Origin of the sequence: Bifidobacterium phasiani, from assembly GCF_019331775.1 — a bacterium.
Classification (GTDB): Bacteria; Actinomycetota; Actinomycetes; order Actinomycetales; family Bifidobacteriaceae; genus Bifidobacterium; species Bifidobacterium phasiani.
The window spans coordinates 158177-171057 of the sequence record NZ_JAHBBD010000001.1 but is presented as its reverse complement, the minus strand read 5'-3'; the positions used below and the strand labels follow the sequence as shown (position 1 = coordinate 171057).

At 71.4% G+C, this 12881-nt stretch carries 10 protein-coding genes; 5 read left to right on the top strand and 5 right to left on the bottom strand.

Annotated elements, in window-relative coordinates:
• Positions 1-127: 127 nt before the first annotated feature.
• The 4 genes from KIH73_RS00705 to KIH73_RS00690 form a co-directional block, all read right to left on the bottom strand.
• Positions 128-1306 (bottom strand): MalY/PatB family protein, encoded by a 1179-nt coding sequence (locus KIH73_RS00705; RefSeq protein ID WP_219079594.1) that lies wholly within the window; start codon positions 1304-1306, stop codon positions 128-130.
• 46 nt (positions 1307-1352) lie between these two features.
• A complete protein-coding gene (locus KIH73_RS00700) occupies positions 1353-2267 on the bottom strand; it encodes a DUF3737 family protein (RefSeq protein ID WP_219079593.1) in 915 nt (304 codons plus the stop codon).
• A gap of 322 nt (positions 2268-2589) precedes the next feature.
• The gene (locus tag KIH73_RS00695) at positions 2590-3762 is read right to left on the bottom strand and encodes an MFS transporter (RefSeq protein WP_219079592.1); all 1173 of its coding nucleotides are present in this window, start codon (positions 3760-3762) and stop codon (positions 2590-2592) included.
• A gap of 72 nt (positions 3763-3834) precedes the next feature.
• Positions 3835-4440, bottom strand: coding sequence for a cyclophilin-like fold protein (locus KIH73_RS00690; RefSeq protein ID WP_219079591.1), 606 nt, complete (start codon positions 4438-4440; stop codon positions 3835-3837).
• A 242-nt stretch (positions 4441-4682) separates the two neighbouring features.
• Here KIH73_RS00690 and KIH73_RS00685 point away from each other — a divergent pair, with 242 nt between their 5' ends.
• Both KIH73_RS00685 and KIH73_RS00680 read left to right on the top strand, forming a co-directional pair.
• Entirely contained in the window at positions 4683-5585 is a 903-nt protein-coding gene (locus tag KIH73_RS00685; protein WP_219079590.1) for a LysR family transcriptional regulator, read from the top strand.
• A gap of 159 nt (positions 5586-5744) precedes the next feature.
• Positions 5745-6440, top strand: coding sequence for a putative ABC transporter permease (locus KIH73_RS00680; protein WP_219079589.1), 696 nt, complete (start codon positions 5745-5747; stop codon positions 6438-6440).
• Positions 6441-6533: 93 nt separating this feature from the next.
• Here the strand turns inward: KIH73_RS00680 and KIH73_RS00675 are convergent, their stop codons facing one another.
• Positions 6534-7787 (bottom strand): glycoside hydrolase family 3 N-terminal domain-containing protein, encoded by a 1254-nt coding sequence (locus KIH73_RS00675; protein ID WP_219079588.1) that lies wholly within the window; start codon positions 7785-7787, stop codon positions 6534-6536.
• Positions 7788-8034: 247 nt separating this feature from the next.
• On the opposite strand from KIH73_RS00675, the gene KIH73_RS00670 reads away from it, so the two are divergent.
• From KIH73_RS00670 to KIH73_RS00660, 3 genes are all read left to right on the top strand, one after another.
• A complete protein-coding gene (locus KIH73_RS00670) occupies positions 8035-11274 on the top strand; it encodes a UPF0182 family membrane protein (protein ID WP_219079587.1) in 3240 nt (1079 codons plus the stop codon).
• A gap of 380 nt (positions 11275-11654) precedes the next feature.
• Entirely contained in the window at positions 11655-12158 is a 504-nt protein-coding gene (locus KIH73_RS00665) for a GNAT family N-acetyltransferase (RefSeq protein WP_219079586.1), read from the top strand.
• 59 nt (positions 12159-12217) lie between these two features.
• On the top strand, positions 12218-12706 hold the full coding sequence (locus tag KIH73_RS00660) for a GNAT family N-acetyltransferase (protein WP_219079585.1): 489 nt from the start codon (positions 12218-12220) through the stop codon (positions 12704-12706).
• Positions 12707-12881 lie beyond the last annotated feature (175 nt).

Below are 12881 nucleotides of genomic sequence, written 5' to 3'. Positions count from 1 at the left end.
AAGGCGCGGCGCACGACCGCATCGGGGCTGGTTCGGACGGTCCGGCGGGTTCCCTGCTCTTCGCTCATACCGCCTACCGTAGCGTAAACCGGCGAGGCACACCCGAGCCCGCCGGTCCGGTCCGCGCTCAGCGGTACGAGCGCACGCCGTCGAGCAGCCGGCGCACGCCCTCGCGCACGCGGTCGCGCTGCGTGGCCACGTTCATGCGCACGAACAGCCGTCCGTCGCCGCCGAACTGCGCGCCGGGCGAGAGCATCAGCCGCTGGTCGGCAAGCAGATGGTCGCACAGCTCGTCGGTGTCGTCGCTGATCGCCGAGCAGTCGATCCACAGCAGGTACGTGGCGTCGGACGCGGTCAGCGTCAGCCGCCGGTCGGCCGGGGCCGTGGCGTTGTACCCGTCGATGGCCTCGCGCACGACCCGCTTGTTGCCGGCGAGGTAGCCGCGCAGCCCGTCGAGCCATCCGGCGCCCTGCGTGAACGCGGCGATGGCGGCGTCGACGGCGAACGCGTTCGGCTCGGCGACCTCGTCGGTGTTCAGCCCGCGCCAGACCCGGTGGCGTAGCGTCGGATCCGGGGTCATCACCGCGGCGGTCTGCAGGCCGGCCATGTTGAAGGTCTTGGTCGGGGCCAGGCAGGTCACCGAGTTCATGCGGCAGTGCTCGCCGGCCGAGGCGAACGGCACGTACTCGTGGCCGGGGTCGGTCAGGTCGCAGTGGATCTCGTCGCTGACCACCACGACGTGGTGCTCCCAGCACAGCTCGCCGATGCGGGCGAGCGTGGCGCGGTCCCAGATGCGACCGGTGGGGTTGTGCGGGTTGCACAGGATCATCAGCGAGGTCTGCGGGTCGGCCAGCGCCCGCTCCAGCGCCACCCAGTCGATCTCGTACGCGCCGTCGCGGTAGGCGAGCGGGGCCTGAAGCACGTTGCGCCCGTTGTTCAGGATCGAATTGAAGAAGATGTTGTACACCGGCGTCATGATCACCACGTTCTCCGCCGGGGTGGTCAGCTTGCGCACGATGCTGGAGATCGCCGGCACCACGCCGGTGCAGAAGGTCAGCCACGACGGGTCGATGTCCAGGCCGTGGCGCTCGCGCCACCAGCCGGCGTACGCGTCGGCCCAGGCGTCGGGCACGACCGAATAGCCGAACACGCCGTGGTCGAGCCGGCGGCGCAGCGCCTCGCGGATCGCCGGCGCGGTGCGGAAGTCCATGTCGGCCACCCACATCGGCAGCGCGTCGCCGGCCTCATCCCACTTCAGCGCGCCGGTGCCGCGCCGGTCGACGGGTTCGTCGAAATCGAAGGTCATCGTCGTTCCTTTCGCTTGCCTGTCGGTATGCCGTCTCCCGCGGCCCTCAGCGCCGCGTGCCGACGGCCGGGCACTCGATCGTCGTGGCGGACGGGTCGACGCGCGCCGGGTCGAGCGTGAGCTCGCCGATCGAATCGGCCTGGATGCGGCCGCCGGCCGGGTTGAGCACGCTGTCGATGTGGCCGTCGATCTGCGCGTCCACGGTCGAGTACTCGAAGGCCAGGTTGGTGTGCAGCAGCCGGCAGCCGCGCATCACCAGGTTGTCGACGTAGCACAGCCCCTGCAGGCTTTCGATCGTGCAGTCGATCAGGGTGAGGTTCCTCGCGTTCCAACCGAGGTACTCGCTGGAGATGACCGAGTCGCGCACGGTCACGTTCTCGGAGTTCCAGAACGCGTCCTTGGTGACCAGGCGGGAGTTCGAGATCTCGACGTCGCGCACGCCGTCGAACGAGTAGCCGCCGACCAGGCGCAGGCCGTCGACGGTCATGCCCGTGCAGTTCATCGCGAAGTAGTCGCCGTGCACGGCGACGTGCTCGAGCGTCACGTCGGTGCAGGACCACAGCGTCTCCTCGGCGTTCGGGAACTCGACGTTGCGCAGCGTCACGCCGTTGCAGCGGCGGAAGTTCTTCGGCGCCACGACCGTGGAATCCTCCACCGTGATGTCGTTCGTGTACCACACGCCGGCGCGCGCCATCTCGAACCAGGTGCAGTCGCGCACCTCCACGTCGCGGCAGTACCACAGCGGATACTTCCACTGGAAGGAGCTGCGGGACAGCGTGATGTTCGACGCATGCTTGAGCGGCGATTCGCCGTCGGCGAAAATCGTGTCGACGTAGGTCACGCCGTCCGCGGCGAACGCGGCGCGCTCGCCGGTCAGGAACCCCTGTTCGACGCGCCCGCCGGCGCTCCCGGCGCCGTGGCCGTGGTCGGGGGTTGCGACGGTCTGTGTGGTGGTGCTCATGATGCTTGCCAATCCCTCTTCGATCTTCCTGTGTGCTTCCTGGACGACGAGCGGCATGATAGGTCGCCTCCGTCCGTCCGTGCAAATGCCTGCGGCCCAGGCACGACGATACCGTATGCGCATGGCGCGCCCGGCGTGTTCGCCCACGCTGAAACCCGTGCGGCCGCGGGCCGGTCCCGGAGCGCGGGTGCCCGGATGGGGGTGCCGGCCGTCGGGTCGGTCGGGCGCCTGCGGCCGCGGGGCGGGTCCGGGGTCGCAGGCGCCCGGATGGGGACGCCTCCGGACCGGCGGCCTCCCCGCTGTCCGCGCCGGTCCGGGCGGGTCACCGTCCGGACGCCGGGCGCAGCCGGCCGCGCGCGCCCGCCGGGGCGACGCGCCACGCGAACAGCGCCAGCGCCGGAACCAGCAGCGCGACGCCGCCCGCCATGATGCCCGAGACGCCGATCGAGGCGATCACGGCCGCGTTGAGGCTGGTGCCGATCGTCGTGCCCAGGTTGGTGGCGGCCAGGAAGACGCCGTTGGCGAACTCCGGGGCCTGGGGCATCGCGTCGTTGATCCAGTACTGGTTGATGACGCCGACGCATCCGGCGAGCACGCCGGCGACGACCAGCAGCCCGGCGGCCGCGGCCGGCGACCTGCCGAACACCGCCAGCAGCGCGAACACGGCGATCGTCAGCGCCGGCACGACGAGCACGAAGCGCCGCGGCCGCCTGGTCAGCCCCTGCCCGCCGACGCCGTTGCCCACGAGGTTCGCCAGGCCGTAGGCGAGCAGCACGCCGCTGATCGGCATCGCGGCCATGCCGGCGACCGTGCCCAGGTAGTCGGACAGGTAGCTGAACACCGCGAACACGCCGCCGTTGAGCGCCACCACGGCCAGGATCGCCCGCCACGAGTCGAGCCGCGCCAGGTTGCGCAGCTGGTCGCCGTAGCCGACCGCGCGACCGCGTTCGCCGCGCGGCAGCACGATCAGCAGTGCGGCGAGCGACGCCCCGTTGACCAGCGCGAAGAACAGGAAGCCGACGCTCAGCGACGTGGCGTCCACCAGCGCCGTGACCACCGGCACGCCCAGCACCATGCCGGCCGACACCCCCATCATGACTCCGGCCGAGGCCTTCGGCGCCTCCTCGGGCCGGACCGATCCGGCGGCCTCGGTGAAGGCGAGCGAGGTGTACACGGGCTGGAGGAACGCGGGGACGACGCGCGCGGCGAGCAGCACCGCGAAGTTCGGGGCGAACGCCGCGACGACGTTGCCCGCCGTGAACGCCGCGAGCACGAACGCCATCACCGGCTTGCGCCGCATGCCGGAGCAGGCCGGCGGCAGCGTGGGGCCGGCCACGGTGATGGCCAGCGCGAACAGGCTGACCAGCAGGCCGGCGGTGGACACGCTCACGTCGTAGGCGTCGGCGATCACCGGCAGGATGCCGGTGACGCCCATCTCGGTGCTGATGATGCTGAAGACGCCCAGCGTGAGGATGAGGATGCGGATGTTGGGCATGGATGGTGAACCTCCTGAAACGAATGGCGGATGGCGGGCGACGGATGGCGGCCCGGTGCGCGGCCGGCCGGCTCAGCGCGCGGCGAACGCCACGTCGGCCGGGCCCGAGCCCAGCGCGTCGGCCAGCCCCCGCGGGTCGTCGACCCGGCCAAGCCGCGTGTATGAATACGGGGTGCGGAACGAACGGTAGAACAGCACGACGCACTGCGTGCCGTAGAGCATCAGGTCGCCGGCCCCGATCGATCCGACGGACTGCGGCTCGGCGGGCAGCGTCTCGTCGAGATAGTGGTACTTCTCGTTACCGTTGAGCTCGTCCATATGCAGCGTCAGCGGCAGCATGGCGGCGAACCGGCGCGCGGCCGGCGTCGTCTCGAGCGTCGCGGCGAACTCGGCGCCGCCGACGGTGATGGTGATCGCGGTCATGGTCTCCTCCTTGCGGGTCTTTTCCTTGCGGGGCGGCGTTGCGTGGGTCTCCTCCTCGCGGGCCGATTCGTCGTCCGTGCCGTCGCCGGCCGTGGCGTCGGTCCCGGCGCCGGCCGTGACGTCCGCCGCGGCGTCGGATGCGTCGTCGGCCGTCGGGGCGGCGCCGGTCCCGCCGCACGCCGCGCCGCCGACGGCCAGCGCCGCGCACAGCAGCGCCGCGGCGATGCGTCGCGTGTGCGGAACCCGATCGGTCATGCATCGCTCCTTTCGTCCCCTTCGCCTCTCCGGCGCCGCCGCCGTCGGAGAGGCGCGGCCCGCCGGGCGGCATGCCACGGCGTATCGGTTGTCGACTGTCAGGGTACGGCGATAGGCTTGCCATATCAAATGTCTATGAAAGATGCTAACCCATGCTTAACGGATATGTATGGCGGCATCCCCCGCCGCGCGGCGGGGCCGGGCCGGCGGGCGGCGGGCCCGGCATCAACGAAAGGGGAGTCATGGAGACGTTGGAACTGCGCGTCCTGCGGTACTTCCTGGCCGTGACGGAGGAGCGCAGCATCACCGGCGCGGCGGAATACCTGCGGATCTCCCAGCCGTCGCTGTCCCGCCAGCTGCGCCAGCTCGAGGAGCGCCTCGGCCACCGGCTGTTCGAACGCGGCAGCCGCACGATCACGCTCACCGCCGAGGGCGAGCTGCTGCGGGACCGCGCGCGGGAGATCGTCGCGCTCGCCGACCGCACCGAGACGGAGATCGCCTCGATGGACGAGCCGGTCGGCGGGCCGGTGTACCTCGGCTGCGGCGAAAGCGATGCGATGCGCATCCTGGCGCGCGCCGCCCGGCGCGTGCGCGTGCGCTGGCCTCAGGTGCGGTTCCACCTGTACAGCGGCAACGCCGAGGACCTGGGCGAGAGGCTGGATTCGGGGCTGCTGGACTTCGCCGTGCTCATCGAGCCGGCCGACGTGTCGAAATACGAGTACGTGCGGCTGCCGGCCGCGGACGTCTGGGGCGTGCTCATGCGCCGCGACCACCCGCTGGCCGCCCGCGACGCGGTCTCGTCGGCCGACCTGGAGGGGCTGCCGCTGCTGGTGTCGCGGCAGATGCGCGCGGGCGGCGAGCTCGCCGGATGGCAGGGCGCCGCACCCGAGCGGCTCGACATCGTGGGCACCTACAACCTGCCCAACAACGCGGCGCTGATGGTCAGCGAGGGCGTGGGGTGCGCGCTGTGCCTGGACCGGATCGTGAACACCGGACCGGACAGCGACCTGACCTTCCGCCCGCTGTCGCCGCGCTTCGAGTCCGGGCTGGATCTGGTGTGGCGGGTCGACCGCAGGTTCTCCCGGGCCGCACGCTGCTTCCTGGACGAGCTGCGCGGCGTCATCGCCGGCGGCGCGCGCCCCTGACGGCCGGGCCGGAAACCGGGGCCACGCCGCCCGGCCGGCGGGGGTACGCCCCCGCGGCGCATGGTCTCCGAAGGGGTCTCGTCCCTGCGGATGATGCCGCGGGACGTCCTGCCGTGGCATCATGACGTGAGAGAATCCGAGTGAGGAGCGTGCCGATTCATGGAACAGCGTGGGGGAGAAGGGGCGAGGCGGACGTGGCGCCGCGCCCACGGATGGCTGGTCCGACTGGACCCGATGCCGGCCAGCGACCTGTACGACCTGGCGTTCATCTACGCGATCGCCGGCGTGTGCGGGACCGTGTGGGAGACCGCCCTGACCCTGGTGACCAAGGGCGTGTACGAGGACCGCAGCGGCTCGATCCTCACGCCGATGAACTACGTCTACGGGCTGGGCGCGCTGGCCATCTTCCTGGCGCTGCGCTCGGTGACCGACCCGCTGCTGCTGTACCTCTACGGCTGTCTGATCGGCGGGGCGTGCGAGTACGTGATGAGCCTGATCCAGCAGTACCTGCTCGGCAGCCGGTCGTGGGACTACTCGCGGCTGCCGCTGAACATCGGCGGGCGCACCACGGTGCCCTACATGATGGTGTGGGGCGCGATGTGCTTCATCCTGGTGCGGTTCGTCTTCCCCTGGATCCTGCGGCTGGTGCACCGCCTGCCGGACGTATGCCGCCGCCGCATCGCGCTGGCCCTGGCCGCGCTGGTGCTGGTCGACGCGCTGGTGACGCTGCCCGCGATCGTCCGCTACGCCCAGCGCGCCGACGGCATCTACTTCGACAACTGGCTGGTCCGCGCCATCGACGCCGCGTTCGACGACCGGTTCATGCAGGCGCATTTCCCCAACATGCGCGTGTGAGCGTACGGGGTGCGTCGGCGCCGCGCGCCCGGCCGGGCCGTCCGCGCGTGAGGCGCGTCGGTCGCGGCTCGCGAACCGGCAAGAGACCGCGTCTCAGCCGGCGAGCCCCATATCGTATTTCAGCGTCATCACGCGCTCGGCCGACCGCGTGACCTTCTCGGCGAACGCCGGATCCGCCGCGGCCCGCGCGTTCAGCCCGTCAAGGATCGGCCCCACGTAGCCGAGCGCGCCGATGCAGGCCAGGTCGCCGCCGGCCTCGACCAGATTCACCCCAAGCTGGGAGACCTCGTAGCCGCCGAGCGCCGCCGCGGACAGCGAATCGGTGACCACCACGCCCTGATAGCCCAGGTCGCCGCGCAGATGCCCCTCGATGAGCGTGGACGAGAACACGGCCGGATGGTCCGGGTCGATGGCCTCGTAGGTGGCCAGCGCCATCATCACCATCGCCGGGCCGGCCTGCAGCGCCGCGTCGAACGCGCCGATCTCCGGCCCGTCGAGCGTGGTCGTCGTGTCGCGCGTGCCCTCCGCCGTGAAGTCGGTGTTGCCGGTCACGGCGCCCAGCCCGGGGTAGTGCTTGATCGCCGAGCGCACGCCGGCGTCCGCCATCCCCTCGACGAACGCCGCCGCATGCTCGGCGTTGCCCTGCGCGTCGAGCCCGAAGTCGCGGTCCAGCATGCCGATCGGCTCGTTGGCGGCGCGCTCGCCGACCACCGTGCCGACCACGGGCGCCAGATCCACGTTGATGCCGGCCTGGGCGAGCTGGGAGCCCCAGACGGCAGCCGAACCCCTGAGCGCGTCGGCATCCATGCGGCCCTGCTCGTAGGCGCTCGGCATGTCGTCGAACCCGGGGCCCTGGAGATGCTGCACCAGGCCGCCCTCCTGGTCGGTGGCCGTCAGCAGCCGGTTGCCCTCGGGCGCGTAGGACTGCAGCGCGTCGGTCGCCGCGCGCACGTCGGCGACGCCGTTGTTCCAGTTGCCGATGATGAGCACCGATCCGACGTGCCGGTTCGCGATCAGGTCGTACAGGCTCGACGGGTCGCTGCCCGCGTACAGCGGGGCCATCACCAGCTGGCCGACGCGCTCCTCCATGCTCATCGTGCGGACGGCGCGCCTCGCCTTGCCGGCGGAGGAGTCGTCGGGCGCGGGCGCCGCGGCGCGCTCCAGCGGTCCGTGCGTCTGCGCCGCGGCGGGCGCGCCGCCCTGCGCGTCGACGGCCTGCGGACGGACCGCGCGCCACCAGTACCCCGCCGCGACGACGACGGCCAGCGCGCACAGGACCGCGACGACCGCCGGCCAGACCCGGCGGCGCCGCGGCCTGAGCCGTGCATGACGAATGTGTGCTCCCATACCCTCGATTATCCCATCGCACGGGGGCGGCGCGATAAGGACGGCCGCGACGCGATCGGCGTGCGCGTCCCTTTTCCCGTTCCGAGGGCCGACGGGCGGCCCCGCACCGGGCGATGCGGCGCGCATCGCCGGCCGTCCCGGGGCCCGGTCCCGTCGCCCGGGACGCGAGGGGCCATGTTGTGCGCTCCGTGCAAAGGACGGACTCTCGCCGCGGGCGTGCTCCCCGCCAACCGGTAGGCTGGGAGCCATGTCTTTTTTCGATGCATTTGGCATGATGTTCGATCCGGATGACGACCCGCGTCGCCGCGGCTCCGGCAACGACGACGACCCGGTGGTCCTCGACATCGAGACCGACGGCGACGACGCCCGCCCGGCCGGGACGGGCGGCACCCCGCCGCGCCGTCCGGGCGGTCCGCGCATCGCCCGGCGCCCAGCGCGCCGGCCGGGGAGCGGACGCGGCACCAAGGTCCTGATCGGCGTGGTGGTGGCGCTCGCGGTCGTCGTCGCGCTGTTCTTCGGCCTGGCGCGCTTCATCACCGACCTGATGTGGTACGGCCAGCTCGGCTTCCAGAGCGTGGTGTGGACGCAGCTGGGCGTGCGCGTCGGCCTGTGGGCCGCCTACGCGGCGCTGACGGCCGCGGTCGGCTACATCGCCTCGACGCTCGCCATCCGGGCCCGCCCGGCCGACGCCGACGGCTCGACGATCCGCGTGAACGGCGACGTCGTCGAGATCGCCAAGGGCGTCAGCTCGCGCAACGCCCGCCGCGTCGCCGTGGTCGTCGCCCTGGTGGTGGGCGTGGCGTTCGGCACGCAGATCAATGCGAACTGGTCCGACATCCTGCTGATGTTCCACGCGCAGGGCTTCGGCACCACCGACCCGCAGTTCGGGCTCGACAACGGCTTCTACGTGTTCGTGCTGCCCGGCCTGCGGCTGGTCATGTCCGCCGTCTCGACGACGCTGCTCGTCGGCATCGTCTTCTCGATCGTCGCCCACGTGCTCATGGGTGGCATCCGCGTCACCATGCCGGTCAACGGACGCGGCATCTTCGTCATCACCAAGCGGGCGCGCCGCCAGATCGCCATCTGGCTGATCCTGAACATGGCGGCGTTCGCCGGGCAGATGGTGCTCGGCGTGTTCGACCACCTGACCACGCAGGGCGACCGCATCACCGGCGCCACGTACACCTCGGTGCACACCACGATCCCGTTCACGATCGCGCTCGCCGCGCTGGTCGCCATCCTGGGCGTGGTGCTGGGCGTCTGGCTGATGCGCTCGCACACGCTGGAGGGGCCGGCGCCGCTCGGCGTGCGCGCCTCCGTGGCGCTCAAGGCGTGGCGCGTGCCGGTCGTCGCGATCGCGGCGGTCGCCGTGCTGGCCGTCGTGCTCGCGGGCGTGTGCCCGGTCGTGCTGCAGCGCCTCGTCGTGGACCCGAACGCCCAGGAGATGGAGTCGACGTACATCGAGCGCAACATCGCGGCCACGCAGCAGGCGTACGGGCTGGACGACATGGTCGTCGAGCAGTACGACGCCACCACCGAGGGCGAGGCCGGCGCGCTGGCCGAGGACGCCGAGTCCACGGCGCAGATCCGCCTGCTCGACCCGCAGATCGTCTCGCCGACGTTCAAGCAGCTGCAGCAGTCCCGCCAGTACTACACCTTCGCCGACACGCTGGCGGTCGACAAGTACGACGTCAACGGCGTGAGCCAGGACACGGTCATCGCCGCGCGCGAGCTCGACCTGTCGGGCCTGGACAACCACAACTGGGTCAACGACCACACCGTGTACACGCACGGCTACGGCGTCGTGGCCGCCTACGGCAACAAGGTCACGGCCGACGGCCAGCCCGAGTTCTTCGAGTACGGCATCCCGACGCAGGGCGCGCTGACCGAGTCCGAGCGGTACGAGCCGCGCATCTACTTCTCGCCCAACGCCACCGAGTACTCGATCGTCGGCGCGCCCGAGGGCACCGCATCGTGGGAGTTCGACTACCCGACCGGCTCGGACGAGGGCGCCACCAACACCTTCGACGGCGACGGCGGCCCCTCCATCGGCAACATCTTCGCGCGGCTGCTGTACGCGGTGCGCTTCGGCTCGGAGCAGATCCTGTTCTCCAACCGCGTCACCTCCGAGTCGCAGATCCTGTACGACCGCAGCCCCAAGGAGCGCGTGGCCAAGGTGGCGCCGTACCTGACGCTGGACGGCCGCGTCTACCCGGCGGTGGTCGACGGCCGCGTCAAGTGGATCGTCGACGGCTACACGACCTCCGACGCCTATCCGTACTCGCAGATGACCGACCTGGGCGCCGCGACCGAGGACTCCACGACCGAGACCTCCTCGACCGTGCAGGGGCTCGGCTCGCAGCAGGCCAACTACATCCGCAACTCGGTGAAGGCCACCGTCGACGCCTACGACGGCTCGGTGGACCTGTACGTGTGGGACGAGGACGACCCGATCATCCGGGCGTGGCAGGAGATCTTCCCCGGGCAGTACCACCCGCTGTCCGAGATCTCCGGCGACCTGATGAGCCACCTGCGCTACCCGGAGAGCCTGTTCAAGGTGCAGCGCCAGCTGCTGGAGAAGTACCACGTGAGCAGCGCCAGCCAGTTCTTCTCCGGCGAGGACTTCTGGCAGACGCCGAACGACCCGACCGAGTCGGCCGTGCAGTCCGGCGCCGAGGACATCCTGCAGCCGCCGTACTACCTGACGCTGCAGACCGGCGGCAGCGAGGAGCCGGTGTTCTCGCTGACCTCCACGTACATCCCCGCCGGCTCGTCCACCAGGGAGATCCTGACCGGCTTCCTGTCCGTGGACTCCGACGCCGGCCACGAGGACGGCGTCATCGGCGAGAACTACGGCACCATACGGCTGCAGGAGCTGCCGCAGTCCTCGAACGTGCCGGGACCGGGGCAGGCGCAGAACAACTTCAACGCCAACGCCGACGTGTCGCGCGAGCTCAACCTGCTCGAATCCGGCTCGACGAGCGTGGAGCGCGGCAACCTGCTGACCCTGCCGCTCGGCGGCGGCCTGGTCTACGTGCAGCCGGTCTATGTGCGCTCCAGCGGCGCGACCAGCTACCCGATGCTGCAGAAGGTGCTCGTCGCGTTCGGCGACCAGGTCGGATTCGCCGACACGCTCGACGAGGCGCTCGACCAGGTGTTCGGCGGCGATTCCGGCGCCTCGGCCGGCGACGCGGAGAACGTCGGCGAGACGGACGGGTCGTCCTCCGGCGGCGCGTCCGACGGCTCGACGGGCGACGGCGCAACCGGCGGATCATCGGGCGGCTCCCCGTCCGGCGATTCCTCGTCGGGCGGGTCGTCCTCCGGTTCGGGCGAGGCGTCCGCCGACCTGAAGGCGGCCCTCGAGGACGCCGCCCAGGCCATGCAGGACGCGGACTCCGCGATGAAGGACGGCGACTGGTCCGCCTACGGCGAGGCCCAGGACCGTCTTGAGGAGGCGATCAACCGGGCGCTCGAGCTCGAGGACTGATCCCGGCCGTAAGGTCATGAACGGGGCGCGGCGCCTGCCGCGCCCCGTTTGTCATGTCCGGCCGTCATATACACCCGTCGTATCCGGTCGGCCGGTGTGGGTGTGGCCGGGGCGGTTGTGCGTGACGGGATGGTCAGGATCACCGAGTGACCGGGCGTGGTGGGTGACCGGATGGTCGTCCGGGCTTGGCCCGGTATGGTCAGTCGGGCAGATGGGGCGGGTCGGTCGGGTAGTGATCCGCAGGGTTCGGGGGATAGTCCGCGGACAATCCCGGCATTCCGCCATTGTCCGCAGAGTATCCCCCAAACCCTGCGGCGGCGGCCGGCGTGTCGCCACGGTCGGGACGCCTCCGTGACCGGCCCGCGATATGCTGGTGCCCCATGAGCGAATTCACCATCCGCGATGCGACCGACGCCGACCTGCAGTCCATCACCGACATCTACAACGCGGCGGTGCTCGAGCGCATGTCCAGCGCCGACATCGAGCCCCGCACGCTCGAACAGCGCAGGGCCTGGGTCGACTCCCACGAGCCCCGCTCCCTCTACCCGGTCGTCGTCGTGCAGAACGCCGACGGCGAGGTCGTCGCCTTCGGCTCGCTGTCGCGGTACCACGAGCGCGCCGGATACGACGGCGTGGTCGAGCTCAGCTACTACGTCGCCGCGCCGGCGCGCCGACGCGGGGTGGGCACGCTGCTGGTCTCCTGGCTGCTGGACGCCGCGCGCGAACGCGGCATGCGGATGGCCACCACGCTGATCTTCTCAGACAACGCCGGCTCGATCGCGCTGATGCGCCGGTTCGGCTTCACGCTGTTCGGCGAGCTGCCCGACGCGGTGCACCTGCCGGGCATCAACCACGACATGTCCTACTGGTACCTGCCGCTGTGAGCCGCACGCCCCCGCCCGTCATGATCCGGGAATACCGTCCCGCCGATCTGCCCGCGATCATGGCGCTGTTCCATGACACCGTCCATGCCGTGAACGCCGCGGACTACACGCCGGCCCAGCTCGACGCGTGGGCGCCCGCGGACATCGACATGGACGCCTGGGGCGAGTCGCTGGGCCGCCACCGTTCGCTGGTGGCCGTCGAGGCGGGCACCGGCATGATCGTCGGCTTCGGCGACATCGACCCTGACGCCGGCGCCGACCCTGACGCCGGCGCCGACGCCGGCCACGCCCACCTCGACCGCCTGTACGTGCACAAGGACCGCCAGCGCCGCGGCATCGCCGCGATGCTGTGCGACCGGCTGGAGGCGGCGGCGCCGGGCCGGACCATCACCGTCCACGCCTCGATCACGGCCCGTCCGTTCTTCGAGCGGCGCGGCTACGTCGTCGTGCGCGGCCAGCGGGTCGAACGCCGCGGCGTCACGCTCGGCAACTACGTGATGCGCCGCGCCGCTGCGACGCCGCGGACCTCGCGCGCGGCGGCGGCCTGAACCCGGCCCCGGTCTGCGGCGAAACCGGACCGGGGCGCGCGGACGTCAGGGGCGCCGGCGCCGACGAGCGGACGTCGCGGCCCTCCCGGGACTCGCGGACGGGCGGCGGTTGGCGGCGGCCGATACAATGAGACGTCGGCGACGGACAGGCGCGCCACGGCGCGGTGCGGCCGTC

What these genes read in the sequence shown, in the direction of transcription:
- KIH73_RS00705 (WP_219079594.1), bottom strand. Translation starts at nt 1,306, where the DNA reads ATGACCTTCGATTTCGACGAACCCGTCGACCGGCGCGGCACCGGCGCG.
- KIH73_RS00700 (WP_219079593.1), bottom strand. Translation starts at nt 2,267, where the DNA reads ATGAGCACCACCACACAGACCGTCGCAACCCCCGACCACGGCCACGGC.
- KIH73_RS00695 (WP_219079592.1), bottom strand. Translation starts at nt 3,762, where the DNA reads ATGCCCAACATCCGCATCCTCATCCTCACGCTGGGCGTCTTCAGCATC.
- KIH73_RS00690 (WP_219079591.1), bottom strand. Translation starts at nt 4,440, where the DNA reads ATGACCGATCGGGTTCCGCACACGCGACGCATCGCCGCGGCGCTGCTG.
- KIH73_RS00685 (WP_219079590.1), top strand. Translation starts at nt 4,683, where the DNA reads ATGGAGACGTTGGAACTGCGCGTCCTGCGGTACTTCCTGGCCGTGACG.
- KIH73_RS00680 (WP_219079589.1), top strand. Translation starts at nt 5,745, where the DNA reads ATGGAACAGCGTGGGGGAGAAGGGGCGAGGCGGACGTGGCGCCGCGCC.
- KIH73_RS00675 (WP_219079588.1), bottom strand. Translation starts at nt 7,787, where the DNA reads ATGGGAGCACACATTCGTCATGCACGGCTCAGGCCGCGGCGCCGCCGG.
- KIH73_RS00670 (WP_219079587.1), top strand. Translation starts at nt 8,035, where the DNA reads ATGTCTTTTTTCGATGCATTTGGCATGATGTTCGATCCGGATGACGAC.
- KIH73_RS00665 (WP_219079586.1), top strand. Translation starts at nt 11,655, where the DNA reads ATGAGCGAATTCACCATCCGCGATGCGACCGACGCCGACCTGCAGTCC.
- KIH73_RS00660 (WP_219079585.1), top strand. Translation starts at nt 12,218, where the DNA reads ATGGCGCTGTTCCATGACACCGTCCATGCCGTGAACGCCGCGGACTAC.